This window comes from Streptomyces sp. NPDC006134 (assembly GCF_040628835.1).
Lineage (GTDB): Bacteria > Actinomycetota > Actinomycetes > Streptomycetales > Streptomycetaceae > Streptomyces.
Map to the genome: position 1 here is coordinate 11,363 of NZ_JBEXTV010000014.1, position 25,126 is coordinate 36,488.

At 71.9% G+C, this 25,126-nt stretch carries 22 protein-coding genes and 3 tRNA genes; 11 read left to right on the plus strand and 14 right to left on the minus strand.

The window, feature by feature from the left end; all coding sequences use genetic code 11:
- Positions 1–304: 304 nt before the first annotated feature.
- Positions 305–496 carry a DUF6274 family protein gene (locus tag ABZ340_RS11565; protein WP_358781552.1) on the plus strand — a complete coding sequence of 64 codons (192 nt, stop codon included), beginning with the start codon at positions 305–307 and terminating at the stop codon, positions 494–496.
- A gap of 477 nt (positions 497–973) precedes the next feature.
- Here ABZ340_RS11565 and bldC read toward each other — a convergent pair whose 3' ends face one another.
- Together bldC and ABZ340_RS11575 are read right to left on the minus strand one after the other, a co-directional pair.
- Positions 974–1,180 carry a developmental transcriptional regulator BldC gene (gene bldC, locus ABZ340_RS11570; RefSeq protein WP_003949541.1) on the minus strand — a complete coding sequence of 69 codons (207 nt, stop codon included), beginning with the start codon at positions 1,178–1,180 and terminating at the stop codon, positions 974–976.
- A gap of 576 nt (positions 1,181–1,756) precedes the next feature.
- Complete coding sequence (locus tag ABZ340_RS11575; protein ID WP_358781553.1) at positions 1,757–2,608, minus strand: hypothetical protein; 852 nt, start codon at positions 2,606–2,608, stop codon at positions 1,757–1,759.
- A gap of 219 nt (positions 2,609–2,827) precedes the next feature.
- Here ABZ340_RS11575 and ABZ340_RS11580 point away from each other — a divergent pair, with 219 nt between their 5' ends.
- Positions 2,828–3,931: a Glu/Leu/Phe/Val dehydrogenase dimerization domain-containing protein gene (locus ABZ340_RS11580; RefSeq protein ID WP_358781554.1), complete on the plus strand. Its 1,104-nt coding sequence runs from the start codon at positions 2,828–2,830 to the stop codon at positions 3,929–3,931.
- Positions 3,932–4,243: 312 nt separating this feature from the next.
- Positions 4,244–4,495 (plus strand): DUF3073 domain-containing protein, encoded by a 252-nt coding sequence (locus ABZ340_RS11585; protein ID WP_029382614.1) that lies wholly within the window; start codon positions 4,244–4,246, stop codon positions 4,493–4,495.
- Positions 4,496–4,627: 132 nt separating this feature from the next.
- Here the strand turns inward: ABZ340_RS11585 and purM are convergent, their stop codons facing one another.
- The 9 genes from purM to purS form a co-directional block, all read right to left on the minus strand.
- Complete coding sequence (purM, locus tag ABZ340_RS11590) at positions 4,628–5,716, minus strand: phosphoribosylformylglycinamidine cyclo-ligase (protein ID WP_358781555.1); 1,089 nt, start codon at positions 5,714–5,716, stop codon at positions 4,628–4,630.
- A gap of 43 nt (positions 5,717–5,759) precedes the next feature.
- Positions 5,760–7,286: an amidophosphoribosyltransferase gene (purF, locus tag ABZ340_RS11595; RefSeq protein ID WP_358781556.1), complete on the minus strand. Its 1,527-nt coding sequence runs from the start codon at positions 7,284–7,286 to the stop codon at positions 5,760–5,762.
- Between the two features lie 63 nt (positions 7,287–7,349).
- Positions 7,350–8,141 (minus strand): META domain-containing protein, encoded by a 792-nt coding sequence (locus ABZ340_RS11600; protein WP_358781557.1) that lies wholly within the window; start codon positions 8,139–8,141, stop codon positions 7,350–7,352.
- Between the two features lie 195 nt (positions 8,142–8,336).
- Positions 8,337–9,137 carry a sterol carrier family protein gene (locus ABZ340_RS11605; protein ID WP_358781558.1) on the minus strand — a complete coding sequence of 267 codons (801 nt, stop codon included), beginning with the start codon at positions 9,135–9,137 and terminating at the stop codon, positions 8,337–8,339.
- Between the two features lie 34 nt (positions 9,138–9,171).
- Positions 9,172–11,205 (minus strand): esterase-like activity of phytase family protein, encoded by a 2,034-nt coding sequence (locus ABZ340_RS11610; RefSeq protein WP_358781559.1) that lies wholly within the window; start codon positions 11,203–11,205, stop codon positions 9,172–9,174.
- Positions 11,202–11,567, minus strand: a complete 366-nt coding sequence (locus tag ABZ340_RS11615) for a hypothetical protein (RefSeq protein ID WP_358781560.1) — start codon at positions 11,565–11,567, stop codon at positions 11,202–11,204. The genes ABZ340_RS11610 and ABZ340_RS11615 overlap by 4 nt, the downstream gene beginning before the upstream one ends.
- Before the next feature lie 158 nt (positions 11,568–11,725).
- Positions 11,726–13,984 carry a phosphoribosylformylglycinamidine synthase subunit PurL gene (gene purL / locus ABZ340_RS11620; protein WP_358781561.1) on the minus strand — a complete coding sequence of 753 codons (2,259 nt, stop codon included), beginning with the start codon at positions 13,982–13,984 and terminating at the stop codon, positions 11,726–11,728.
- Positions 13,981–14,661, minus strand: coding sequence for a phosphoribosylformylglycinamidine synthase subunit PurQ (purQ, locus tag ABZ340_RS11625; protein ID WP_358781562.1), 681 nt, complete (start codon positions 14,659–14,661; stop codon positions 13,981–13,983). Before purQ ends, purL begins: the two co-directional genes overlap by 4 nt.
- Positions 14,658–14,930, minus strand: a complete 273-nt coding sequence (gene purS / locus ABZ340_RS11630; protein WP_071380673.1) for a phosphoribosylformylglycinamidine synthase subunit PurS — start codon at positions 14,928–14,930, stop codon at positions 14,658–14,660. Before purS ends, purQ begins: the two co-directional genes overlap by 4 nt.
- Before the next feature lie 341 nt (positions 14,931–15,271).
- Between purS and ABZ340_RS11635 the strand changes: the two genes are divergently transcribed.
- From ABZ340_RS11635 to ABZ340_RS11670, 8 genes are all read left to right on the plus strand, one after another.
- Positions 15,272–15,589 carry an Lsr2 family protein gene (locus ABZ340_RS11635; RefSeq protein WP_358781563.1) on the plus strand — a complete coding sequence of 106 codons (318 nt, stop codon included), beginning with the start codon at positions 15,272–15,274 and terminating at the stop codon, positions 15,587–15,589.
- Between the two features lie 133 nt (positions 15,590–15,722).
- Positions 15,723–15,794 (plus strand) — tRNA-Gly (locus ABZ340_RS11640).
- Between the two features lie 80 nt (positions 15,795–15,874).
- Positions 15,875–15,947 (plus strand) — tRNA-Gly (locus tag ABZ340_RS11645).
- Between the two features lie 181 nt (positions 15,948–16,128).
- The gene (locus ABZ340_RS11650; RefSeq protein WP_358781564.1) at positions 16,129–17,085 is read left to right on the plus strand and encodes an ABC transporter ATP-binding protein; all 957 of its coding nucleotides are present in this window, start codon (positions 16,129–16,131) and stop codon (positions 17,083–17,085) included.
- 34 nt (positions 17,086–17,119) lie between these two features.
- Positions 17,120–17,896 (plus strand): ABC transporter permease, encoded by a 777-nt coding sequence (locus tag ABZ340_RS11655; RefSeq protein ID WP_358781565.1) that lies wholly within the window; start codon positions 17,120–17,122, stop codon positions 17,894–17,896.
- A gap of 20 nt (positions 17,897–17,916) precedes the next feature.
- On the plus strand, positions 17,917–19,260 hold the full coding sequence (locus ABZ340_RS11660; RefSeq protein ID WP_358781566.1) for a sensor histidine kinase: 1,344 nt from the start codon (positions 17,917–17,919) through the stop codon (positions 19,258–19,260).
- Complete coding sequence (locus ABZ340_RS11665; RefSeq protein ID WP_358781567.1) at positions 19,257–19,877, plus strand: response regulator transcription factor; 621 nt, start codon at positions 19,257–19,259, stop codon at positions 19,875–19,877. The genes ABZ340_RS11660 and ABZ340_RS11665 overlap by 4 nt, the downstream gene beginning before the upstream one ends.
- A gap of 23 nt (positions 19,878–19,900) precedes the next feature.
- Positions 19,901–19,976 (plus strand) — tRNA-Gly (locus ABZ340_RS11670).
- A 108-nt stretch (positions 19,977–20,084) separates the two neighbouring features.
- Here the strand turns inward: ABZ340_RS11670 and ABZ340_RS11675 are convergent.
- The 3 genes from ABZ340_RS11675 to ABZ340_RS11685 form a co-directional block, all read right to left on the minus strand.
- Positions 20,085–20,984 (minus strand): phosphoribosylaminoimidazolesuccinocarboxamide synthase, encoded by a 900-nt coding sequence (locus ABZ340_RS11675; protein ID WP_358781568.1) that lies wholly within the window; start codon positions 20,982–20,984, stop codon positions 20,085–20,087.
- Between the two features lie 123 nt (positions 20,985–21,107).
- Positions 21,108–22,616, minus strand: coding sequence for a N,N-dimethylformamidase beta subunit family domain-containing protein (locus ABZ340_RS11680; protein ID WP_358781569.1), 1,509 nt, complete (start codon positions 22,614–22,616; stop codon positions 21,108–21,110).
- Between the two features lie 351 nt (positions 22,617–22,967).
- Entirely contained in the window at positions 22,968–24,896 is a 1,929-nt protein-coding gene (locus ABZ340_RS11685; protein WP_358781570.1) for a hypothetical protein, read from the minus strand.
- Positions 24,897–25,126: the final 230 nt, after the last annotated feature.

A 25,126-nucleotide genomic window follows, 5' to 3' on the forward strand; every position in this document is an offset into this window, starting at 1 on the left:
GCGCAGCCGCGATCGGGTACAGCAAATCCCGTCAGGACCGCAGTGAGAGCGAGGCCCGCACCCGAAAGGGACAGCGGGCCTCACTCATGTCACCGCGTCAGCGGCGGTGGAAGAGCCCGGGTCGGCAGACCCGGGCTCTTCTTCGTGTGCGCGCCGGCCGACGGCGCCCGGCACTCGGCGCCCGGCAGCGGGCGCCCGCGACCAGGGAGGCGCTGGGCGCCCCTCTCGCGGCCTTGACGGCGTCACATTCGCTCGGTACTCCGGAAGCAGGGCCCGCTCTCCGTGCGGCCCCCGGAGGTGGCGTATGGCGGCATCGGCGAGGCACGAGACCCGGGCACTGCTCCGCGCGCACCTGTCGGCCGCGTCGTCGTACCGCCATCTGACGCGCCACTGTCCGATCTGCCACCGCCTGCTGCGGCTGGCGATGGATTCGGCGCCGCAGCCCGCGAGCGGCCCCCAGGAGGCCGGAGAGGACGAAAGTCCCTCCCCGGCGTGACCTTCGCCGGCCCCAACACCCGTACGGCGGTGGGATGCTGGAGGGCGAGCCTCCTCTATCGCACATATGCCAGAGACAACAAGCACCGCGATGTGTGACGGGTGTCACCGCATGAGTTTTTGAAACCGCGGTATTTACACCCCGCCTACAAGCGGTCAATTTAATATGTGCAATTGCACCGGTGTCCTGAGCGGTCGCACAGCCGATCCGACACCCCTCCCCACACTCCGACAAGGACGCTCACAGAGCCGCCCTCGGGCCCGCCACCAGGCACGGAAAGCCCCCGGTCCGGCACAGGAAAGCCCCGCTCCGCACAAAAAAGATCGCGCTGGACCCGGCGGAGTCCAGCGCGATCGACGACGCACCCTCACTGAGGCGAGGGGTCTGTTGGGGCAGACCCCGACGTCGCTTGGAGCTGTGGGTCCGAGCGCTTCGGCAGGTTGGGGGACCTGCCGGTTTGCCCGGTTATGCGGTTGTTCAGGCCTCGCTGCGCTGCTGCGGGATGCCCGCGAGCAGAGCGCGGACCTCGGCCTCGCGGTAGCGGCGGTGCCCGCCGAGCGTGCGGATCGACGTGAGCTTGCCGGCCTTCGCCCAGCGCGTGACCGTCTTCGGGTCGACGCGGAACATGGTGGCGACCTCAGCCGGGGTCAGCAGCGGCTCGGCATCAGGGGTGCGAGCGGTCATGAGCGGCCTCCTCGGGAGAACCGAACCTTCTCGGTTCTTTCCTCTAAATTCTGCACCTTGACCCGCGTTGCCCGAAATGGCGGACGCGAGTCGAGTCGGTTATAGGACGAACGGCTTGTCCTCGGCACTACAACTACACCATCTGTCCAGCCGCGTCGGCCAAACCGATGGAATTGCCCTCCCAGGTGTTCATCAGCGACGGAAGCCGATGGACCATGCCATAGCGGACAGTCACGCCACTGTGACGATCAGTCACAGGGCGATCAGGAGTTACCAGACCCCCCAAAGCGCGCATTGCCGAGATTCCCCCCACAGTGCAGCACATCAGGACGGACGGAGCCCTCCCCGGACTCCTTGTCCTATTTTGGCATGAGGGTGGGCAACGGGCGCAAGGGTGGGGTACGTGCGGTCCGTCACGCTTGAGACAAACGCCCGGATCGGGACCTACGTCCCGTGTTCGGCCCGTGTCCGCCCGGGAGTACTCCGCCTTGACGGAGCATCAGGAACCTCAGAGCGAGGACGAAACCCCAAAACGAGCGTCACGTCAAACGCCCGTTCGCCACCCCCGCGCCGGGGTCAGTTCGCCGACCGCCGGTCACGCACCGCCCGCCACCGCTCCACGAGCCGCCCGTACGCCGCCCCCGCGGCCGCCTCGTCGCCGTGCCGCAGCGCCTCGATGCCCTCGGCCACGTCCGCCGCCGAGTGGTCGTCCTCCAGCTCCCCGGCCGGCAGGGCGTGCACCAGCCCGCCGTAGTCCAGCTCGACGTACGACCGCGGGTGGAACTCCTCCAGCCAGCGCCCCACGTCCACCAGGCCGTCGATCAGCGGCCCGTCGTCCACGGCGTCCCGCAGAGCCCGCAGCGCCCGCGCCACCCGCCGCCGGGCCTGCACCATGGGCGTCCGGTAGCGCAGCACCGGCGGCTCGGCGCCCGGGTCGCCGGAGCCCTTGGCGTACTCCCGCTCCTCGTCGGTGACGAGCACGAACCAGTTGATCGGCACCTGCCAGGTGGAGGTGCGGATCCACGGCCGCGCGTCCGGATTGCGGGCGAGCCAGCGCTCGTAGTCCTGCGCGGCCTGGCGGCGGACCAGCGGGGGCAGCGCCGCGTCCAGGACCGTCGGCGGGAGCTCCCCGGCGGCCTCCTCCAGGGCCTGCCAGCCGCGCAGCCGGGTGCGCCAGGGGCACACGCAGACCACTCCGTCGGCCTCCAGCACGAACGCGTCACCGCTCTCGTGCACCGGCACCACGACCGGAGGGGTGGGCAGCAGGTCGGCCAGGGCGCGGCGGAGTTCGTCCTGGCAGGTGGGCAGGTCGTCACGGCGGGCGTAGCGCGCCCAGTGGCCGCGCTCAGGCTCGGGGAAGGCGGCCAGCGGCTCGTACACGCGCAGGTACGCCGCGTAGGGAACGATCACCGAGGTCACCTTGGGCACGCCTGCTCCCTCCCCCGCGCACCGTCGCGAAAACCTGCGGAACGGCCGCAGGCACGCGGAAAACCCACGCGCATCGTCGCACGGCCGTACTCCGTGCGGAGGTGATCCTGGACACGGTGCGGCGGCGGGGCACCGTCAGGCTCTAATCTCGTGCCACCAGCTCCCGCCACCCCTGGGGGCCGGCCTCCGACCGGCGCAACGTACCGAGGAGTCACCACCGTGACCGACGTAACCGGCGCACCTGCTGACGTACTGCACACCCTGTTCCACTCGGACCAGGGAGGCCATGAGCAAGTCGTGCTCTGCCAGGACCGTGCCAGCGGCCTGAAGGCCGTCATCGCCCTCCACTCCACCGCCCTGGGCCCCGCGCTCGGCGGCACGCGCTTCCACCCGTACGCGACCGAGGCGGAGGCCGTCGCCGACGCGCTGAACCTCGCGCGCGGGATGTCGTACAAGAACGCCATGGCCGGGCTCGGCCACGGCGGCGGCAAGGCCGTGATCATCGGCGACCCCGAGCGGGACAAGACCGAGGAGCTGCTGCTCGCCTACGGGCGGTTCGTCGCCTCGCTCGGCGGCCGGTACGTCACCGCCTGCGACGTCGGCACGTACGTCGCCGACATGGACGTCGTGGCGCGCGCGTGCCGCTGGACCACCGGGCGGTCCCCGGAGCACGGCGGCGCGGGCGACTCGTCCGTGCTGACCGCCTTCGGCGTCTACCAGGGCATGCGGGCCTCGGCCCAGCACCTGTGGGGCGACCCGACGCTGCGCGACCGCACGGTCGGCGTCGCGGGCGTCGGCAAGGTCGGCCACCACCTGGTGGAGCACCTGCTGGCGGAGGGCGCCCGGGTCGTCGTCACGGACGTCCGCGAGGAGGCCGTGCGGCGGATCACCGAGCGGCACCCGTCGGTGCGGGCCGTCCCCGACACCGACGCGCTCATCCGCACCGAGGGTCTGGACGTCTACGCCCCCTGCGCGCTCGGCGGGGCGCTGAACGACGACACCGTCCCGGCACTGACCGCCCAGGTGGTCTGCGGCGCCGCCAACAACCAGCTCGCCCACCCGGGCGTGGAGAAGGACCTCGCCGACCGCGGGATCCTCTACGCGCCGGACTACGTGGTGAACGCCGGCGGGGTCATCCAGGTCGCCGACGAGCTGCACGGCTTCGATTTCGAGCGGTGCAAGGCGAAGGCGGCGAAGATCTACGACACCACGCTCGCAATATTCGCACGTGCGAAGGAAGACGGTATTCCGCCGGCCGCGGCGGCCGACCGGATCGCCGAGCAGCGGATGGCGGAGGCCCACAAGCGCCCGGCGGCGGGCTGAATCCGGGGCCGGGTCCACGGGCTCGATCGCACAAGTGAGCGGTACCCGCCGGTGGGCAGTTGGAGAGAACTCTCACTTTCACCGGCGGGTCGAGCGGGGATAAGTGGTTAAAATCGCGGTTGACCAGCGAGGACAGGGCACCTCGAAGGTTCTGGGCGCGGGCACGTCATGCGGGCGACGTACCGTATGGGCGCGGGCTCAGGTACCGTGGAAGCCCTACGGACCGGCCTCTCCACGGAGAGTCCGTTCCGGATCATGAACGCGTGTCAAGACTCTGGGGCCGTCGAGCCCCGTCGTTGAGGGGGTCGAGCCATGGGGCGCGGCCGGGCCAAGGCCAAGCAGACGAAGGTCGCCCGCCAGCTGAAGTACAACAGCGGTGGGACGGATCTCGCACGCCTGGCCGAGGAGCTGGGCGCATCGACTGCGAACGCGTCGCCGAACGGCGGCGAACGGTTCCAGGACGATGAGCACGACGACGACCTGTACGCAAAGTACGCCGACCTCTACGAGGACGACGACGAGGACGAGGACAGCCAGTCCCCGCAGCAGCGTCGCGGCGCTTGACCTTGCACTGAGCATCAACCCGGTCGGTGACCTCCGTCACCGGCCGGGTTCTGTGCTGCCCGAGCAGCCCGGACCGGGCCGGGCCGGCCGTGGTCCCACCCGCGGGGGCGGGACCACGGAGGCGGCCGGTGCTCAGCTCGCGTAGTCGCCGATCAGGGCGGCGCCCGTCCCGTGGTCGCCGCGGCCGGTGATCTCGCCGGCCACCCAGGACTCCACACCGCGGTCGGCCAGGGTCGCCAGCGCCACGTCCGCCGACTCCTGCGGCACGATCGCGATCATGCCGACGCCCATGTTGAGGGTCTTCTCCAGCTCCAGTCGCTCGACGTCGCCGGTCCTGCCGACGAGGTCGAACACCGGGCCGGGGGCCCAGGTGGAGCGGTCGACGACCGCGTGCAGGCCGTCGGGGACGACGCGGGCCAGGTTGGCGGCGAGTCCGCCGCCGGTGATGTGGCTGAACGCGTGCACATCGGTGGTGCGGGTCAGGGCCAGGCAGTCCAGCGAGTAGATCTTCGTCGGCTCCAGCAGCTCCTCGCCGAGGGTGCGGCCGAGCTCGTCGACGTGCGTCTCCAGGGCCAGGCCGGCCTGGTTCAGCAGGACGTGCCGGACGAGCGAGTACCCGTTGGAGTGAAGGCCGGAGGACGCCATGGCGATCACCGCGTCCCCTTCGCGGATGCGGTCCGCGCCGAGCAGCCGGTCGGCCTCCACGACGCCCGTACCGGCGCCGGCGACGTCGAAGTCGTCCGCGCCGAGCAGGCCGGGGTGTTCGGCCGTCTCGCCGCCCACCAGGGCGCATCCCGCCAGCACACAGCCTTCGGCGATGCCCTTGACGATGGCGGCGACGCGCTCGGGGTGGACCTTGCCGACGCAGATGTAGTCGGTCATGAACAGCGGCTCGGCGCCGCACACCACGATGTCGTCCATGACCATGGCGACCAGGTCGTGGCCGATGGTGTCGTAGACGCCCATCCGGCGGGCGATGTCGACCTTGGTGCCGACGCCGTCCGTGGCGGAGGCCAGCAGGGGGCGGTCGTAGTTCTTCAGGGCGGAGGCGTCGAAGAGGCCGGCGAAGCCGCCGAGGCCGCCGAGGACCTCGGGGCGCTGCGTCTTCTTCACCCACTCCTTCATCAGCTCGACCGCGCGGTCGCCCGCCTCGATGTCGACGCCGGCAGCCGCGTAGGAAGCACCGGAGGCACCGGTGACACCGGTGGGGGTCTCAGACATTGCCTGGGATCTTTCGGGTTGGTGATACGGGGCTGGCGGGGGCCTACGGACGGCGGATGGCGTCCGAGGCGGCCGTGGCGGCGGGCCCGGCGGCCAGCTCGGTCTCCAGCAGCTGCTTGCCCAGCAGCTCCGGGTCGGGGAGCTCCATGGGGTACTCGCCGTCGAAGCAGGCGCGGCACAGGTTCGGCTTGGCGATCGTGGTCGCCTCGATCATGCCGTCGAGGGAGATGTAGGCGAGGGAGTCGGCGCCCAGGGACGTGCCGATCTCCTCGACCGACATGCCGTTGGCGATCAGCTCGGCGCGGGTGGCGAAGTCGATGCCGAAGAAGCACGGCCACTTCACGGGCGGGGAGGAGATCCGGATGTGGACCTCGGCGGCGCCCGCCTCGCGCAGCATGCGGACCAGGGCCCGCTGGGTGTTGCCGCGGACGATGGAGTCGTCGACGACGACCAGCCGCTTGCCCTTGATGACTTCCTTCAGGGGGTTCAGCTTCAGGCGGATGCCGAGCTGGCGGATGGTCTGGGAGGGCTGGATGAAGGTGCGGCCCACGTAGGCGTTCTTCACCAGGCCGGCGCCGAAGGGGATGCCGGACGCCTCGGCGTAGCCGATGGCGGCCGGGGTGCCGGACTCCGGGGTCGCTATGACCAGGTCGGCCTCGACCGGGGCCTCCTTGGCGAGGCGGCGGCCCATCTCGACGCGGGAGAGGTACACGTTCCGGCCGGCGATGTCGGTGTCCGGGCGGGCCAGGTACACGTACTCGAAGACACAGCCCTTGGGCTTCGCTTCCGCGAATCGGGAGGTGCGCAGGCCGTTCTCGTCGATGGCGATGAACTCGCCCGGCTCGATCTCGCGGACGAAGCTGGCGCCGCAGATGTCGAGGGCGGCGGTCTCGGAGGCGACGACCCAGCCGCGCTCCAGCCGGCCGAGGACCAGCGGGCGGATGCCCTGCGGGTCGCGGGCGGCGTACAGGGTGTGCTCGTCCATGAAGACGAGGGAGAAGGCGCCGCGCACCTGGGGCAGCACCTTGGCGGCCGCCTCCTCGATGGTCAGCGGCTTGCCGTCGTCGTCGGCCTGGCCGGCCAGGAGCGCGGTGACCAGGTCGGTGTCGTTGGTCGCCGCGACCCGCGTGGAGCGGCCGTCCTGCTTGGGCAGGTCGGCGACCAGCTCGGCGAGCTGGGCGGTGTTGACGAGGTTGCCGTTGTGGCCGAGCGCGATCGAGCCGTGCGCGGTGGCGCGGAACGTCGGCTGGGCGTTCTCCCACACGGAGGCGCCGGTGGTCGAGTAGCGGGCGTGTCCGACCGCGATGTGACCCTGGAGCGAACCGAGCGAGGTTTCGTCGAAGACCTGGGAGACCAGGCCCATGTCCTTGAAGACGAGGATCTGGGAGCCGTTGCTGACCGCGATTCCCGCGGATTCCTGACCCCGGTGCTGGAGGGCGTAGAGCCCGAAGTACGTGAGCTTTGCGACCTCTTCACCCGGAGCCCAGACACCGAAGACGCCGCATGCGTCCTGGGGGCCCTTCTCGCCGGGGAGTAGATCGTGATTGAGTCGACCGTCACCACGTGGCACGCCTCCGAGTGTAGGCGAGACCGGCCGCTGGTCCGAATGGGGGATACGGGATTCCGGGGGAGGTCACCGGTCGGCGACGGCGCGCACGGTGGTGCCGTTCTCGCTGGTCAGCGTGAGGGTCTGCTGTTCGATCCGGTAGTCGGCCCGGGAGCCGAAAAGCCGCAGGAGACGCTTTTCGGTGTCCATGAGTGAGTCTTCGCACACCCTTCGGGTGGCGACCGCGGCGCCGAGGGTGAGAGAGCCGTCGCGGACGGTGGCCCCGGCGTGCGCGGTGTTGCAGCCGAGGTGGGCGGAGACGGTGTCCTTCGCGTCGTCGAAGGTGAGATGGGCCCGGGTGGCGCCGCCTCCGGGGGCGGTGACGGTCCACTGGGTGCCGTACAGGGGGGCGTCCTGCCGTTTGCTCAGCCGGACGGTGTCCCCGTCCGGCGCGGTGAGCGTCAGCCGGTCGCCGCCGGCGTCGGCCTCGGCGGTGAGCGGACCGGCGGTGAGGGTGCGGGAGAGGGCCTCCTCGACGGCCAGGGGCGTGTCGTCGCAGGCCATTTCGGTGGCCGTGGCGTCGCTGAGCCGGACGCGGTCGCCGTCGACGGCGGCCCGGGCGCTGAACCGGTTGCAGCCGAGGCTGCCCTCCGCCCGGCCGCCGGCGTCGATGCGGACGTGCGCCCGGTCCGGCGCGCGGTGCGTGGTCCCGTCGACGGTGACGCTGTCGACGCTCCAGTGGACGCCGGTCACGGGGGCCTTGCCGGCGTCGGCCGAGGCGCTCCCGCCGCCCGCCTTCTCGCTGCCGCAGGCCGCGGCGAGCGGGAGGAGAGCGGCGGCGGCCACGGTCAGGGTGATGCGCTGCTTCATCCTGTACATGCCGATTCGACGGGAGCGGGGAAGGATCGGTTCCCCGCGCGCTCACGGCTTCTCGCGGGTTCTCGCGGCTCCTCGCGAGTTCTCACGGCTCCTCGCGGGTTCTCGCGGCTTCTCTCTCCCCTCGCTTCTTCTGGCTCTTTCTTCCGCTTCTTCTGGTTCTTCCGCTTCTTCCGCTTCTTCCGGTTCTTCCGGTCTTCACGCCAGCAACGGCAGCAGTTCCCCGAGGTCGGCCCGCTCGCCGCTCGCGCTCACCTTGGCCTCGGCGACCGCGTCCTTCCAGGCCAGCCGTCCGGTGGCGAGCCGGATCCAGGTCAGCGGGTCGGTCTCGACCACGTTGGGCGGGGTGCCGCGGGTGTGCCGGGGCCCTTCCACGCACTGCACGACGGCGTACGGCGGGATGCGCACCTCCGTCGCCCCGCCGGGCGCCTTCGCGGCGAGCGTGTCGGCCAGTAGGCGGGTCGCGGTGGCCAGGGCCTGGCGGTCGTAGGGGACGTCGAGGCCGGGGACGGCGGCGTTCAGGTCGTCGGTGTGGACGACGAGTTCGACGGTGCGGGTGACGAGGTAGTCGGCGAGCGGCAGGACGCCCGCGTTGGTCGGCAGCAGCCTGCCGGCGGGCTGGGTGTCCAGGTGTGCGGTGAAGGTCCGCTCCACGTCGGCCAGATGGGCGTCCAGGTCCGGGTGCTGCTCGGCACGCCGGCGGGCGGTGTCGGCGAGGGCGGGGGCGTGTGCTCCGACGGCGGAGGGCCAGTCGAGCAGCCGCCCGTCCTGCCGGGCGGGTTCGGGCTGGGCGAGCAGCCGGTCCACGACCGTGAGCGCCATCCCGAAGTGCGCGACCAGGTCGCGTACGGTCCACTCGCCCAGGCGCGTGGGCAGGGCGAGCTGCTCGGGCGTGAGGGCGCGGACGGCGTCCCGTACGTGGCCGAACTGGGCGAGCACGGCGGCGCGGGTGCGGGCGGGGTCGTAGCTGCGTGGGCGGCGCTTTCCGGTCGTGGGCATGGGGCGAGCCTATGCGCGGTCACGCGCGGCGATCCTACGTTTTCAGGCGCACCGCGAGCGAGTACAACCGGGTGATCTGGTCGGCGCTGCCGTTGTCGTCGGTGATCAGGTACAGCGGGCGCCAGCCCTTGTACTCCCCGGTGGTCCACTCCTCGCCCACGGCCATGCCCTCCACGTTGTCCACCAGCGGGTTGTCCGGGTTCGAGGCGGGGGTGGCGACCGCTCCGGGGCCGCCGTGCGGGCAGGCGGCCAGGGAGAGGACCGGGGTCTCCTCCGCGAAGACGTCCGTGGGAAGGCCGTAGAGGGAACCGGTGTCCGTCACGTCGCGGGCGCCGTCGAGGGAGACCTGGACGACGCGGACGGAGGTGCCGAGGCCGGCGGTGTACTCGCGCTCCAGGGCGAGGAGACCACCCTCGTCGTCCAGGGCAACCAGCTCGACCAGGTTCATGCCGTCGCCGGCGAGATAGACGTACTGCTGGTCCGGCTCGTAGGACCCGCCGGGCTCGCCCGTGTAGCGCTGAATGCGGATCAGGGGCCGGCCGCGCCGGTCGCCGTCCTTGGCGAGGGGCGCCTCCCAGCCGGCGTAGAGGTGCTTCCCGTCCGGGGAGAGTGCGAGGGACTCGATGCTGCGACCGGTCTGGGCGCTGCCGTCGGGCCAGTACCGCAGGTCCTTCGGGATGGGGAAGTCCTCGCCGATCTGTCTGCCGCCGGCGATGTCGAAGCGGCGGATGGCGGGGCCGGTCTCCGAGGCGATCAGCGCCGTCTTGCCGCCCTCCTCGACAACCAGCGCCTCGCCGTCGTACCACGGGGCGAACTCCTCACCGTTCGCGTGGCGCAGGGTGTGCGCGGTGTCCGCGACGGGGTTCAGGTCGAAAGGGCCGCCGAGGTTGAGGGGGAAGAGCAGGCCGGGGGAGTTGTCGGCGAGCGCGAGCGCCTCGACGCCGTCCTCGCTCTCGCCGACCAGGGCGAGGGAGGAGAGGCCCGCCACGCTCTCGTAGTCGATGTTCTTCTTGTCCAGCGCGTCGGAGTGGTCCAGGAGGACCGCCCGGGGCGTGTCGGCGCCGGGCAGGTGGCCGCCACAGGCGCCGGTCGCGGGCGCGGGGCGCACGGTGCGCCACCAGTCGACGGCCGGGGGCGCGCCGAGGCCGAGGGCGAGACCGGTCGCCGCGGCGGCCAGGGACCACACGAGGGTGCGGACCCGGTGGCGGGGCGGTGGGACGGCGCCGGGGCCGGACGGCGGGGACAGGGGCGGGAGCACCGCCACGTTGCGGACGAAGGCCAGTCCGCCGACGCCGTTGCGGTCCTCGTCCTGGGGCTCTTGCGGCAGCTCGGGCCGCATGGCCGCGATGCGCTTCTTCACCGCCTGGAAGAGATCGTGCAGGCCCAGCATCCCGGGCCCGTCCGGCAGTCCCTGCCGCAGGACGTCCACGAGCGCCCCGGTGAAAACCGTGCAGCGTTTTGGATCGGGGGCGTGCGAGGGGCGGTCCTTCGGGGCGGAGGTCATGACATACGAGCCCTCGACCCCGCGCAGCGTCTCCACCGCCACCTTGCCGCCCTGTGCCCCGCGGTCGGTGCCGGCCATCTCGTTGAGCACCCGGCCGCTGAAGCAGCAGTCGAGGATCAGGACGCGGCGCAGCGCGGGGCCGGTGTCCCGGATGGCCCGGCGTACGTCGCCGGAGCGCACGCAGGTGTCCGGCCGGTCCTCCACCGATCCGGGCAGGGTGAGCAGGAGCTGCTGTCCCTCGTGCCGGTCGAGCAGGCCGTGCCCCGCGTAGTACACGATCAGCGTGTCCTCGGCGAGGAGCGCGGCCTCGCGGATGGGATCGACCAGATCGGCGGGTACGGCCGGATTGGAGACGGTGACGATCCGGTCCTCGGGGATCCCCCAGATCTCGGGGTCGGTGAGCGCGGCCCGCAGTCCCACGAGGTTGTGGCGGACGCTGCGCAGAGAGTCGAGGACCGTGTAGTCGTCCACGCCGATCAGCACGCAGGCGGAGCGGGCGGGGTCGATCCGGGCGGGTGGGTCGGTGGCCGGCGACGGGTCCGCTCCGCCCCGGGGAGTGGTCACGCCTCCGCCTCCCCGGAGCCGTCCGGGACGCCGTCGCCGCGCAGCCTGCGCAGCAGGGTCTCGGCCTCGGCAGGGTCGCCGCCGACGATCTGGACGGTGACCGGTGGCGTCCGGTCCCGGCGGCTCTGCCGCCAGGCGAGGTACGACAGGGGCAGTTGCAGTACCCCGGTCGCGGTGGAGATCACGGCGAGAACCGCCGCGAGGTCGGGACTCATCCGTCCCGGGCTGACGGCGCCGACCCGCTCCAGCCGGATGTGGCCGCGCAGCGACCGGTCGTCCGCGAGCCAGCCGTACAAGGAGTGGAGTTCCCCCTGGTGATCCGGCCCTTCCGGCTCGAACCTGATCCGTAACCGCTCACCCATCGGTCCCCACCCAGGTGTGATCGTCACACGTACGCCCTCGGATCGGCATTCACCACCATGCCCGTCAGGAGGCGTCAGGAAACCCAGGCGACACGGAGACGGACGACGGGCCGCCGCTCCGGTGCGGAGCGACGGCCCGTCCGGGCGTCCGGGCGTGTTTACGCCAGCAGCGCCGGGATCGTCGCCTCGTGGGCGGTGCGCAGCTCGTCCAGGGTGAGCGTGAACTCGCCCTGGACTTCCACCGTGTCGCCGTCGACGACACCGATGCGGGTGGCCGGCAGGCCCCGCGCGCCGCACATGTCGTTGAAGCGGACCTCCTCCGAACGCGGCACCGCGACGATCGCGCGGCCCGCCGACTCGGAGAAGAGGAAGGTGAACGCGTCCAGACCGTCCGGGACGATCAGGCGGGCGCCCTTCTCCCCGAGCAGCGCCGACTCGACCACGGCCTGGATCAGACCGCCGTCGGACAAGTCGTGCGCGGAGTCGATCATGCCGTCGCGGGAGGCGGCGATGAGGATCTCGGCGAGCAGGCGCTCGCGCTCCAGGTCGACCTTGGGCGGCAGGCCGCCGAGGTGGTCGTGGATCACCTGGGACCAGGCCGAGCCGCCGAACTCCTCGCGGGTGTCACCCAGAAGGTAGATCAGCTGGCCCTCCTCCCGGAAGGCGGCCGGCGTGCGGCGGGCCACGTCGTCGATCACGCCGAGGACGGCGACGACCGGCGTCGGGTGGATGGCGGCCTCGCCGGTCTGGTTGTAGAGCGAGACGTTGCCGCCGGTCACCGGGGTGCCCAGCTGCCGGCAGCCGTCCGCCAGACCGCGCACGGCCTCCGCGAACTGCCACATGACCGCCGGGTCCTCGGGGGAGCCGAAGTTCAGGCAGTCGGAGACGGCGAGCGGCTTGGCGCCGGTCGTCGCCACGTTCCGGTACGCCTCCGCGAGAGCGAGCTGCGCGCCCGTGTACGGGTCGAGCTTGGTGTACCGGCCGTTGCCGTCCGTGGCGAGGGCGACGCCGAGGCCGGTCTCCTCGTCGATGCGGATCATGCCGGAGTCCTCGGGCTGGGCGAGGACGGTGTTGCCCTGCACGAACCGGTCGTACTGGGAGGTGATCCACTGCTTGGACGCCTGGTTGGGGGAGGCGACCAGCTTCAGGACCTGGTCCTTCAGCTCCTCGGAGGTCCGCGGGCGCGGCAGCTTGTTCGCGTCGTCGGCCTGGAGCGCGTCCTGCCACTCGGGGCGGGCGTAGGGGCGCTCGTACGTCGGGCCCTCGTGGGCGACCGTGCGCGGGTCGACGTCGACGATCTTCTCGCCGTGCCAGAAGATCTCCAGGCGGTCGCCGTCGGTGACCTCACCGATGACGGTGGCGATGACGTCCCACTTGTCGCAGATCTCCAGGAAGCGGTCGACCTTGTCGGGCTCGACCACCGCGCACATGCGCTCCTGCGACTCGCTCATGAGGATCTCCTCAGGAGACAGGGTCGAGTCGCGCAGGGGGACGTCGTCCAGGGTGACGCGCATGCCGCCGGAGCCGTTGGAGGCCAGCTCGCTCGTGGCGCAGGACAGGCCCGCCGCGCCCAGGTCCTGGATGCCGACGACCAGCTTCTCCTTGAACGCCTCCAGGGTGCACTCGATGAGCAGCTTCTCCTGGAAGGGGTCGCCGACCTGGACGGCCGGGCGCTTGGAGGGCTTGGCGTCGTCGAAGGTCTCGCTCGCCAGGATCGAGGCGCCGCCGATACCGTCGCCGCCGGTGCGGGCGCCGTACAGGATGACCTTGTTGCCCGCGCCGGACGCCTTGGCGAGGTGGATGTCCTCGTGCCGCATCACCCCGATACAGCCGGCGTTGACCAGCGGGTTGCCCTGGTAGCAGGCGTCGAAGACGACCTCACCGCCGATGTTGGGCAGGCCCAGGCAGTTGCCGTAGCCGCCGATGCCCGCGACGACGCCCGGCAGGACGCGCTTGGTGTCCGGGTGGTCGGCGGCGCCGAACCGCAGCGGGTCGACGACCGCGACCGGCCGCGCGCCCATGGCGATGATGTCGCGGACGATGCCGCCGACACCCGTGGCCGCGCCCTGGTAGGGCTCCACGTACGACGGGTGGTTGTGCGACTCGACCTTGAAGGTGACCGCGTAGCCCTGGCCGACGTCGACCACACCGGCGTTCTCGCCGATGCCGACGAGCAGGGCGTCGTTCTCGGGGGCCTTCTCGCCGAACTGGCGGAGGTGGACCTTGGAGGACTTGTACGAGCAGTGCTCGGACCACATCACGGAGTACATGGCGAGTTCGGCGCCGGTGGGGCGGCGGCCGAGGATCTCGACGACTCGCTCGTACTCGTCCTTCTTCAGGCCGAGTTCGGCCCAGGGCAGCTCGACGTCGGGGGTCGCGGCCGCGTGCTCGACCGTGTCCAGAGGCGTCCGGCTCATGCGTTGACCAGCTTCTTGAGGATCGAGGTGAAGAACGGGAGGCCGTCGGTACGCCCGGTACCGATCAGCGGCTCCACGGCGTGCTCGGGGTGCGGCATCAGGCCGACGACGTTGCCGGCGGCGTTGGTGATGCCGGCGATGTCGTTGAGGGAACCGTTGGGGTTGAAGTCCACGTACCGGAAGGCGACCCGCCCCTCGGCCTCCAGCTCGTCCAGCGTGCGCCGGTCGGCGACGTAGCGGCCGTCCATGTTCTTCAGCGGGATGTGGATCTCCTGGCCGGCCGTGTAGTCGGTGGTCCAGGCGGTGTCCGCGTTCTCCACCCGCAGCTTCTGGTCGCGGCAGATGAAGTGCAGGTGGTCGTTGCCGAGCATCGCGCCGGGCAGCAGGTGGGCCTCCGTGAGGATCTGGAAGCCGTTGCAGATGCCGAGGACCGGCAGACCAGCCTTCGCCTGGTCGATCAGGGGCTCCATCACCGGCGAGAAGCGGGCGATGGCGCCGGCGCGCAGGTAGTCGCCGTAGGAGAAGCCGCCGCACAGCACGACCGCGTCGACCTGCTTGAGGTCCTTGTCCTTGTGCCACAGGGCCACGGGCTCGGCCCCCGCGACGCGGATCGCGCGCTGCGTGTCCCGGTCGTCGAGGCTGCCCGGGAAAGTGACGACGCCGATACGAGCGGTCACTTCGCGGCCTCCGCGACTTCCGCCGCTTCCTCGACCCGGACCGTGAAGTCCTCGATCACGGTGTTGGCGAGGAAGGATTCCGCAAGATCGTGGATGCGGGCGAGGGCGGCCTCGTCGACCGGCCCGTCAACTTCCAGTTCGAAACGCTTTCCCTGGCGGACGTCCGAGATCCCTTCGAAACCCAGCCGCGGCAGTGCGCGCTGCACCGCCTGGCCCTGGGGGTCGAGGATCTCCGGCTTGAGCATGACGTCGACTACGACGCGTGCCACTGGCACTCCCGGTGTGTGGTGCTGAGCAGGTTCCTTCAGACTACCCGCACAAAATTTCTACGCGGGTAGAGTTGGAGGAAACTACGTGATCGCGGTCACGATGCGGCGCCGGGGGCACCCCTGAGCGAAAAGATACGGAAAAGATCCCGGACCACACCGTGGCGCCTATTGCGCGCCACCCGCGTGCTCCGTTTCAGTCGGACTTCACATTGCAATGCCGGGCCCTGTACAAATGAAATGCCAATAGCCGATACTTTGCCCAATAACAGGCGAACAGTCGGCATCTTCGCGGCGTCTCGGCACGTCATCGCGGTAGATGCCGCACGAAGGGACCGATATTCGTGGCGCAGCGTGTCGTAGTCACTCTCTTTGACGACATCGACGGCTCGGAAGCGGCGGAGACGATCGCCTTCGGACTCGACGGCAAGATGTACGAGATCGACCTGAACGAAGCCAATGCCAGGAAACTCCGCGAGGCCCTGGAGCCGTACGTGGCGGCCGGCCGCAAGCGGTCCGCCTCCGGCCGGGCCTACCGGCAGACGGAGGTCGCCCCCGACCCGGCGGCCGTCCGCGCCTGGGCCCAGTCGAACAAGATGGACGTGCCCGCGCGGGGCCGCATCCCCAAGAAGGTCTACGAGGCGTTCGCCGCGGCCCGGTGAGCCGCACCGGCCACATCGGCCGACGGCCGGTCATCCGCCCCTCGCGGCAACCGACTTGCGCGACACCCCTGGTGATCAGCTAAAGTCTGGAGCACGCCGAGGGGCGAGCCGAAAGGCCCAGCTCACGGACCATGCGGGTGTAGTTCAGTAGTAGAACATCCCCCTTCCAGGGGGAAGGCGCAGTGTGCGATTCCTGTCACCCGCTCTATGCACCGGTCACGACCACTCCTGTGGATCAGGTAGGCTGGTGCTCGCGCCGATCGGTGAAAGCCGGTCGGAGGCAGTGCGGACGTAGCTCAGTTGGTAGAGCGCAACCTTGCCAAGGTTGAGGTCGCGAGTTCGAGCCTCGTCGTCCGCTCGGGAATGAGACCCCGGTCCTTCAGGGCCGGGGTCTTTTCGTGTGTCCACGGACCGTCCCCCGGCCTCCGCTCCCCGCCCTCGGCCCCCCGTCTTCCGTGGGCAGCCGTCTGACATTTGTCATGCCGGGTGATGACAGCGCGCACTGCCGCCGGGTGCGCTGCGGCGGGAGGCTGAACGGCATGGACACAGGCGAACACGAACACGTGATTGAGGTCACCGATCTGCGGCGTGTGTACGGGGGCGGGTTCGAGGCGGTGCGCGGGGTGAGCTTCTCCGTGCGGCGCGGAGAGGTCTTCGCCCTGCTGGGCACCAACGGTGCCGGCAAGACGTCGACGGTGGAACTGCTGGAAGGGCTGGCCCGGCCGGCCGGCGGCACCGTGCGCGTCCTCGGGCACGACCCGTACACCGACCGGGCCGCCGTACGCCCCCGCACCGGCGTGATGCTCCAGGAGGGCGGCTTCCCCTCCGAGCTGACCGTCGCCGAGACCGCGCGGATGTGGGCGGGCTGTGTCAGCGGCGCCCGCCCGGCGGGCGAGGTGCTGACGCTGGTCGGGCTCGAAGCGAAGGCCGGCATACGGGTCAAGCAGCTGTCCGGCGGTGAGCGGCGGCGGCTGGACCTGGCGCTCGCGCTGCTCGGCAGGCCCGAGGTGCTCTTCCTGGACGAGCCGACCACCGGGCTGGACGCCGAAGGGCGCCGCGACACCTGGGAGTTGGTGCGCGCGCTGCGCGACGGCGGTACGACGGTGCTGCTGACCACGCACTACCTGGAAGAGGCCGAGAACCTCGCCGACCGGCTCGCCATCCTGCACGCCGGGCGCATCGCCGCGTCCGGCACGCCCGCCGAGGTGACCGCGGCCCAGCCGTCCCGGATCTCCTTCGAGCTGCCCGAGGGCTGGTTCGTGGGGGACCTGCCGCCGCTCGGCGAACTCGGCGTGTGCGGGCACGAGGTGGAGGGCCGGACCGTCCGGTTGCAGACGCGCGAGCTGCAGCGGGCCGCCACCCGGCTGCTGGTGTGGGCCGAGGAGGCCGGGGTGGAACTGCGCGGACTGGACGTGCGGTCGGCGTCGCTGGAGGAGGCGTTCCTGGGCATCGCGCGGGAGGCGTCGGCCACCGAGGTGAAGGAGTACGCGGCATGAACGGCACGACCGCCGACGCGAAGGAGTACGCGGCATGAACGGCACGGCCACCACCCCCGCGCGCCGCATGATGGCGCTGGCGCGGGCCGAACTGACGCTGCTGGGACGCAGCAGGGGCTCGCTGTTCGCCATGCTGTTCGTGCCGGCGGTGCTGCCGCTGAGTCTGTACTCGGCGCTGGAGGACACGGACCTCGACCGGGCCGGGCTGACCGTCGGCACGGTCATCCTGCCCTCCGCGATCGGCTTCTCCCTGCTGTTCGCCGTCTACGGGGCGCTCGTCGGCGTCTTCGTCGTCCGGCGCGAGGAGCTCGTCCTCAAGCGGCTGCGCACCGGAGAGCTGCGCGACGCCGAGATCCTCGCCGGGTCCGCGCTGCCGGCCGGCGCCACCGGGCTCGTCCAGAGCCTGCTGCTGGCGGTGGGCTGCACGGTCCTGCTGGACGTGCCCGCGCCGCCCGCGCCCCACCTGGCCGTGACCGGCGTCCTGCTCGGCCTGGTGCTGTGCGCGGCGCTCGGCGCCGTCACCGCAGGCTTCACCCGGACCTCCGAGAGCGCCCAGGTCACCCCGATGCCGCTGCTGCTGCTCTCGATGCTGGGCTCCGGGATGACCGTCCCGCTGGAGATCCTGCCCGACCGGCTCGCGATGGTGTGCCGCGCGCTGCCGCTGACGCCCGTGGTCACCCTCGTCCGCGGGGGCTGGACCGGGGACCTGTCCGCGGGGGAGGCGCTCGGCGCCGTGGGGATGGCTCTGGCCTGGACCGTCGTGGCGGTGTTTGCTGTACGGCGGTGGTTCCGGTGGGAGCCGCGGCGATGACCTGCGGGGAGGGCGGTCGGATGCACAGGCCGGATGTGTGGTGGTGGGGGAAGAGCACACCGGCGAAGGTGGAAACGTACACGCGGTGGTCGCTGTACTCCTTCGCGCTGGTCGAGGTCGGCTGGCTCGGGCCGATGACCTTCACCCATCTGCCGTTCCCGTTCGCCGTGGGGCTGCTGGCCGCGCTGTGCGGGCACGCCGCGCTCGGTGCCGTGACGGCCGCGCGGTCCCTGGACTGGACCCGGGGCCGCCGGGACCAGCCCGTGCGGCTGGTGACGGCCTACGGGGTGATCACCGCCGTGCTCGCCGTCGGCTCGCTCGCCCTGCTCATGCGGGTGCCGGGTGACAACAGCGGCAACTCCACCGCCGTGGTCCTCTTCGTCGGCGTGCTCATGGTCGGCGCCGGCAACGTCACCCTCGGCCTGCGCAGCCGCCGCCGGGTGATCGCCTCGGTGTTCAGCGCCGCCATCGGGGCCGGGACGGCGAGCCTGCCGGTCGGGCTGCCCGGGCTGCCCGCGCTGATCACCGGGCTCACCGTGCTGTTCGCCACCGGCGTCTTCGCCCTCACCGCCTCCTTCTCCGTCTGGATGCTCGACGCCGTCTACGAGCTCGACGAGGCCCGCGAGACCCGGGCCCGGCTCGCCGTCGCCGAGGAGCGGCTGCGGTTCGGGCGGGACCTGCACGACGTGATGGGGCGGAACCTCGCCGTGATCGCGCTCAAGAGCGAACTGGCCGTGCAGCTCGCCCAGCGGGGGCGGCCCGAGGCCGTGGAGCAGATGATCGAGGCCCAGCGGCTGGCCCAGGAGGCGCAGCGGGAGGTCCGGGAGGTCGTGCGCGGTTACCGCCAGGCCGACCTCGGCGCGGAACTCGCCGGAGCGCAAGGCGTGCTGGCGGCGGCGGGGATCGACTGCACGATCACCGGCTCGGCCGACGGGCTGCCGGCTCCGGTGCAGTCGGCGCTCGGCTGGGTCGTGCGGGAGGCGGCGACGAACGTGCTGCGGCACGGCGACGCCCGGCGCTGCACGGTGGGGCTGGAGGTGACGGAGGGGCGTGTGGTGCTCTCCGTGGAGAACGACGGGGTGTCCGAGACGGCCGCCGGCACCAGGACCGGGTCCGGGCTGGCCGGGCTGCGGGAGCGGCTGGCCGGGATCGACGGCACGCTGCGGGCCGGTCCCGACGGACAGGGGTGCTTCCGCCTGACCGCCGAGATACCGCTGCCACCGGCCGCCGAGTCCCCCTCCAGCTCCCCGTCCTCCGTCCCCTCGTCCTCCGTCCCCTCGTCCTCCGTCCCCTCGTCCTCCGTCCCCTCGTCCTCCGTCTCCCCGTCCTCCGTCTCCCGGCCTGTGAACGAGGTCACCGCATGACGCCCTCCCGGCCCGTCCGGCTGCTGCTGGCCGACGACGAACACCTGATCCGCGGCGCGCTGGCCGCCCTGCTGTCCCTGGAGGACGACCTGATGGTCGTCGCCGAGGCGGCCTCCGGGCCCGAGGCCCTGGCCATGGCGCGGGCGCACGTGCCCGACGTGGCCGTCCTCGATCTCCAGATGCCCGGCGCCGACGGTGTGAAGGTCGCCACATCCCTGCGGGCCGAGCTGCCCGGCTGCCAGGTGCTCATCGTCACCAGTCACGGCCGCCCCGGACACCTCAAGCGGGCGCTCGCGGCGGGCGTGCGCGGCTTCGTGCCGAAGACGGTCAGCGCCCAGCGGCTCGCCGAGATCATCCGCACGGTCCACGCCGGAAACCGCTATGTGGACCCGGAGTTGGCCGCCGACGCGATCTCCGCCGGGGACTCGCCGCTGACCGCGCGGGAGGCGGAGGTACTGGAGCTCGCCGCGGACGGGGCGCCCGTCGCGGAGATCGCCGAGCGGGCCGCGCTGTCGCAGGGGACCGTGCGGAACTACCTGTCGTCGGCCGCCACGAAACTCGGCGCGGAGAACCGTCATGCCGCGGTGCGTCTCGCACGCGAGCGAGGTTGGGTATAGTTGCTCTCGCGCCACGGCGCAACGCGGACGTAGCTCAGTTGGTAGAGCGCAACCTTGCCAAGGTTGAGGTCGCGAGTTCGAGCCTCGTCGTCCGCTCCAGTGACAAGCCCCCCGGTTCCGGCCGGGGGGCTTGTTTCGTTCCAGGACAGAAGGGTTGTTCCGCTCCGCGGTCGTAGCGGTCGTGGTGACCGCTACGACCCACGGCCACTACGACCAGCTCAGGCCCGTCAGGCGCTCGTACGCCTCGACGTACTTGGCGCGGGTCGCGTCCACCACCTGCTGCGGGAGCGGCGGCGGGGGCTGCTCGCTCCTGCGGTCCCAGCCGGACTCGGCAGAGGTCAGCCAGTCGCGGACGAACTGCTTGTCGTACGACGCCTGCGGGCGGCCCGGCTGCCACTGGTCGGCCGGCCAGAAGCGGGAGGAGTCCGGGGTGAGGACCTCGTCGGCCAGGACGAGGTCCTCACCCTCGAAGCCGAACTCGAACTTCGTGTCCGCGAGGATGATCCCCCGGTCGCGGGCGATGTCGCGGGCGCGGGAGTACACGGCGAGGGTCACCTGGCGCAGCTGGGCGGCGGTCTCCGCGCCGACCTGGCGGGCGACCTCCTCGTAGGAGACGTTCTCGTCGTGCTCGCCGACCGCGGCCTTGGTGGCCGGGGTGAAGATCGGGGCGGGCAGCTCGGAACCGTCGACGAGGCCCTCGGGGAGGGCGAGGCCGCAGACGGTCCGGGACGCGTTGTACTCGGTGAGGCCCGAGCCGGTGAGGTAGCCGCGGGCCACGCACTCGACCGGGACCATCCGCAGGGACTTGCAGACCAGGGTGCGGCCGGCCCAGTCGGCGGGGGCTCCCTCGGGCAGGTCGGTGCTCAGGACGTGGCTGGGGACCAGGTCGGCGAGCTGGTCGAACCACCACAGGGAGAGCTGGGTGAGGATGCGGCCCTTGTCGGGGATCTCGGTCGGCAGCACCCAGTCGTAGGCGGACATGCGGTCGCTGGCGACCATGACGAGGTCGCCCGCCTCGTTCCGGTACAGGTCGCGCACCTTGCCGGTGTGCAGATGCACCAGACCCGGAACCTGGATCGGCTCGGGCTTTTCGACGAATCCGGACACGGTTCCTCCCCGTGGTTCTGTCCAATGAGTCGATTCTCCCGTATGCGGGGACGACCGGGCCCAGTGGGTCCGTCCGGGGGCGCGGGTGGGGGTGGATGGGGGTGGTGGGACGGGGGAGACAGGTCAGTCCCGTTTGCAGATGCGGTCCAGGAGGTTCGCGGTGGCGCGCTGGATCCGCAGGTCGACGTGGTCGGGGCGGTCCAGGGCCGGGGACCACGCGAACGTCCCGGACGCGAACACCCAGGCGCCGGACGGGGCGCGGTACAGGGACGTCTCCTGGTGCCGGCGGATGCCGTCGACGTCGGTGTACGGGGAGTGGGCGAGCAGGATCCGCTCGTCGTGCTCCGGCAGCGGGGTGCGCGGGAAGTAGCGGTCGGCCTCGCCCGCCACGAGGCCCTCGATCTCGTCGCCTTCGTGTGCGCCGGTGGCCTCCCACAGCCAGTGGTCGGCGTTGCGGACGATCAGCGGGTGCGGCTCGGGGACGCGGCCCGCGTACTGGATGCCCAGCAGCTGCTGCTCCGCCCGGTCGATCTCCCGCCACAGCGCCGGGCGCCCCGGGCCTTTGCGTTTGCGGCAGGTCAGCAGGCGGTCGGGGACACCGGACGGGGACGGGGACAGCTCCACCTGCCAGTACATGGTGTTGGCGGAGAGGAAGACGAGCGAGGTGCCGTGCTCGCGGGCGAGTTCCACGGTGCGGCGCATGGGCACGGACCAGTACTCGTCGTGGCCGGGGAAGACCAGGCCCCGGTAGCGGGTGGGGTCGATCCGGCCGGAGTGCAGGTCGCGGGCGTCGGCGTAGGCGAGGTCGTAGCCGTAGCGCTCGGCGAAGCGGATGAAGTCGTAGGCGTGGCCGACGTGCAGGGGCAGGCCCGCGCCCGCGTACGGGCGGTCGAAGGAGACGGTCGTCGCGGCGTCCGCCTCGCCCAGCAGGCGGCCGTCCTCGTCCCAGGCGTGGTAGAGGCTCGCGCCGGTCCGGCCGTCCTCGGGGTACAGGTTGTACGCCTGCCAGGTGATGTCCGGCAGGACGAGCAGCAGGTCTGCGGGGTGGGCGTCGCGGACCGTGAAGGGGACGTGGGAGCGGTAGCCGTCGGCCGTGGTGAGGACGGCGACGTACGCGCCGTCGTTCCAGTACGACGGGATCTGCAGCCGCCAGGACAGCCACCAGTGGTGGCAGGAGACCGTGCGGTCGGCGGTGAGCGGCGCCGGCTGCACGATCCCGGACAGGCGCGGACTGGTGGTGATCTTCGCGGCGCCGTCGCCGCCGTAGTGGCCGATGCGGTAGACGTCGACGCCGAACTCCTGGGGCGGGTCGACGGTGATGTGGAAGTCGATGGCCTCGCCGGGGGCGACCGCGCCGGTGGAGGTGAACCCCTTGATCTGCCGGTGGACGTCGTCGGCCGCACGGGGGCCGCCGGTGGGGCGGTGGGCGGGGCGCTGGGCGGGGATCCTCCTGGTGCCGCCCGCCGGGGCGGGGTCGGGCTCCGGGTCCACGTACCAGGGGACGACCTGGCCGGTGTCGCTGAAGTACGTCTCGCCGCCGCGCAGCCAGGGGACCGGACCTTGCCCGAAGGGATCCGTCACGGCATGCGCGAGTGCTCCCGACTCCCAGCGGCGTACGTGCTGCGACCCCATGGGTCGTTCCCCTCCCTCTTGCCCCGTGTCGTGCGGTGTCGTGCGGTGTGCGGTGTGCGGTGTGGTCTGTGGCAGCCGGTGCGGTGCGTGGGGGTGGTGCGGTGCGTGGTGCGGCTGCGCAGTGCGTGGTGCGGCTGTGTGGTGCGTGGTGCGGCTGTGTGGTGCGTGGTGCGGTCCGGTCGCCGGGCGGGTCCCGCTGTCGTATGTCGGGCGCCTTTGCCACGACGGCTACCACTCCCCAGCACATCACATTTCGCACGTGCGTTGTCACTATTTGTTGTGAACCGGCCGAAAGTGGAACTGACGGATCCGAATAGTGAGACCGTCGGCTCCGGCCGAGGGCGGCCGGGATCAGACCAGTCGCACCGGCTTCTCCGGGCGTATGCCGAGGTCGGTGAGCCAGGCTCGCAGGGGAGCCGGGTCTCCGCTCTCGACCAGGGTGAGGACGCGGGGGGCGAGATCGGACACGCGTTCGCCATCGATGCGGAGGACCGGGCCGTCGAGCCAGTCGAGCCCCGGAACGGCGCCGGCGGTGTCCATCGCCGCGCAGCAGACCATCGCCGTGATGTGGTCGGTGAGCAGATCGCGGGCCGCGCGCGGGGGCTGGAGCGGGAAGAGGGGCAGCGGACGGTCGTCCCAGAGGACGGTGTCGGGGCCGGACGCACCGGCGGGGGGTTGGCCGGGAGGTGCGGAGGGCCGGGACTCCGCCTCCTCGCGGGCCAGCTCGGCACTGAGCCGGGCGGCGAGGGCGGCGCTGCGGGCGGTGGTGCCGGAGAGTTCCTCGTCTTGGTCGGCTCCGTCCGCCGGGGCGGTTCCATCCGCCGGGGCGGTCTGGTTCTTCGGTTCGGCCTGGGGCTGTGGGGTGGTCCCGGGCGCCGGGGTGGTCCCGGGTGCCGGGGTGGTCCCGGGTGCCGGGGTGGTCTCGGGTGCCGGGGTGGTCTCGGGTGCCGGGGTGGTCTCGGGTGCCGGAGCTGTTTCCTCATAGAGGGCTGCCGGGTCCGTCAGGTGGTCGATGACGCGGGCCAGGGTGGGGCCGTCGGACGGTGGTGCGGTGGCGGTGCGGCGGACGCCGAGGGCGTCCAGGACGCGGTGGAGGCGGGTGGCGTCCGTGCGCCAGGCGCGGTCGACGACCTCCTCCGGATACGCCTGCCACTCCACCGGTGACCAGTCCGGCCCGGGCTCGGCGGGGCCGCCGTGGAAGAGGCGCGCGGCGAGGAGGGAGACCGCCTCGTCCACCGCGCCGGGCTCCTCCAGCAAGTCACAGGCGGGACGCTCGCCCAGACGGGAGGCGAAGCCCTCGGCCAGGCGGTCGCGGCGGGACAGTTCGGTGAGCGCCGCGACGACCCCGACGTCCAGCCGGGAGGGCCAGCGGCCCATTCGCCAGGCGGGCAGCGCGACCTTCGTCAGCAACCGGTCCCAGCCCGCGTACGCCAGGCCCACCTGCTCCTGGGCGACGATCCGCAGCCCGTAGTCCACGGCCTGTGCCCGCTCCGCCGCGGCCGCCGCGACCCCGCGTTCCATCTCGGCGGCGTGGCCGCGGCAGCTGCGCAGCAGCAGGCGGGATATCCAGCCGACGCCCGCGTACACCGCGCGGGAGAGCGGGAAGCGGCTGTGCGTGGAGGCGATCGCCACCGCCGCGTCCAGGCCGCGCACGAAGCGCCGGGCCGCGGCTATGTCGGGGTGCGCCGACGGTCCCGTACCGGCGACGACCGGGGCGAGTACCGCACGCAGTTCGCCGACGCGCATCCACCACAGGAAGGGGGAGCCGATGACGAGGACGGGAGCGGCGGCGGGCCGGTGGCGGGAGCGTCCGGCCGGGCCCGCCATGTCGTCGTGCTCCTGCGGGGGCGGAAGCGGGGGCCCGTGGGCCGGATGGGTGCGGTCCTCCAGCCAGCTGTCGCAGTCCGGGGTGAGCGCTATCGCGGACGGGGCGGGCACGTCGAGCCGGTCGGCGAGGTCGCGCACCATCCGGTACAGGTCCGGGGCCGACTCCTCGGCGACCGGAACCGTCGGGCTGACGGCGGGTCGGGCGCGGGCGACGAGCAGGGCGATACCGGCCGCGGCGAGGAGGACGACGGCGGCGACCGCGGTCACGGTCCAGCGGGCGGCGTCCCAGCCCCCGCCCACGAAGTGCCCCGTCGCACCACCGGCGAGCAGGATCACGGCGGCGGCAGCGGGCAGCAGGGCGACGGCCACGGCCCGGCTGCGGATGCGCAGCACGGCCAGCGCCCGGGAGCGCGCGGCCTGCGCGCCCTGTTCCTCCACGCCCGTACCGGTCATGGCCGGACCTCACCCCCTCCCTGCCTGTCGTGACGCTGTCCTGGTGGTGCTCACTCCCCCACTGTGGCACCCGCCACTGACATCGCAATGTCGGTGGGCCAAGTGCCGGAACACTTGCGCGGCACCCTAGTTGGGGCCTCGGCGCCCGTCAGCCGGATGGGGCATTGGTCACTCGATGGAATGGCTTTGGGGAAAGGTGGGTGACGGACGGCAAAGGTCAGGCCCCGGCT

What these genes read in the sequence shown, in the direction of transcription:
- ABZ340_RS11565 (WP_358781552.1), top strand. Translation starts at nt 305, where the DNA reads ATGGCGGCATCGGCGAGGCACGAGACCCGGGCACTGCTCCGCGCGCAC.
- bldC (WP_003949541.1), bottom strand. Translation starts at nt 1,180, where the DNA reads ATGACCGCTCGCACCCCTGATGCCGAGCCGCTGCTGACCCCGGCTGAG.
- ABZ340_RS11585 (WP_029382614.1), top strand. Translation starts at nt 4,244, where the DNA reads ATGGGGCGCGGCCGGGCCAAGGCCAAGCAGACGAAGGTCGCCCGCCAG.
- purM (WP_358781555.1), bottom strand. Translation starts at nt 5,716, where the DNA reads ATGTCTGAGACCCCCACCGGTGTCACCGGTGCCTCCGGTGCTTCCTAC.
- ABZ340_RS11600 (WP_358781557.1), bottom strand. Translation starts at nt 8,141, where the DNA reads ATGTACAGGATGAAGCAGCGCATCACCCTGACCGTGGCCGCCGCCGCT.
- ABZ340_RS11605 (WP_358781558.1), bottom strand. Translation starts at nt 9,137, where the DNA reads ATGCCCACGACCGGAAAGCGCCGCCCACGCAGCTACGACCCCGCCCGC.
- ABZ340_RS11615 (WP_358781560.1), bottom strand. Translation starts at nt 11,567, where the DNA reads ATGGGTGAGCGGTTACGGATCAGGTTCGAGCCGGAAGGGCCGGATCAC.
- purL (WP_358781561.1), bottom strand. Translation starts at nt 13,984, where the DNA reads ATGAGCCGGACGCCTCTGGACACGGTCGAGCACGCGGCCGCGACCCCC.
- ABZ340_RS11650 (WP_358781564.1), top strand. Translation starts at nt 16,129, where the DNA reads ATGGACACAGGCGAACACGAACACGTGATTGAGGTCACCGATCTGCGG.
- ABZ340_RS11655 (WP_358781565.1), top strand. Translation starts at nt 17,120, where the DNA reads ATGAACGGCACGGCCACCACCCCCGCGCGCCGCATGATGGCGCTGGCG.
- ABZ340_RS11660 (WP_358781566.1), top strand. Translation starts at nt 17,917, where the DNA reads ATGCACAGGCCGGATGTGTGGTGGTGGGGGAAGAGCACACCGGCGAAG.
- ABZ340_RS11665 (WP_358781567.1), top strand. Translation starts at nt 19,257, where the DNA reads ATGACGCCCTCCCGGCCCGTCCGGCTGCTGCTGGCCGACGACGAACAC.
- ABZ340_RS11680 (WP_358781569.1), bottom strand. Translation starts at nt 22,616, where the DNA reads ATGGGGTCGCAGCACGTACGCCGCTGGGAGTCGGGAGCACTCGCGCAT.
- ABZ340_RS11685 (WP_358781570.1), bottom strand. Translation starts at nt 24,896, where the DNA reads ATGACCGGTACGGGCGTGGAGGAACAGGGCGCGCAGGCCGCGCGCTCC.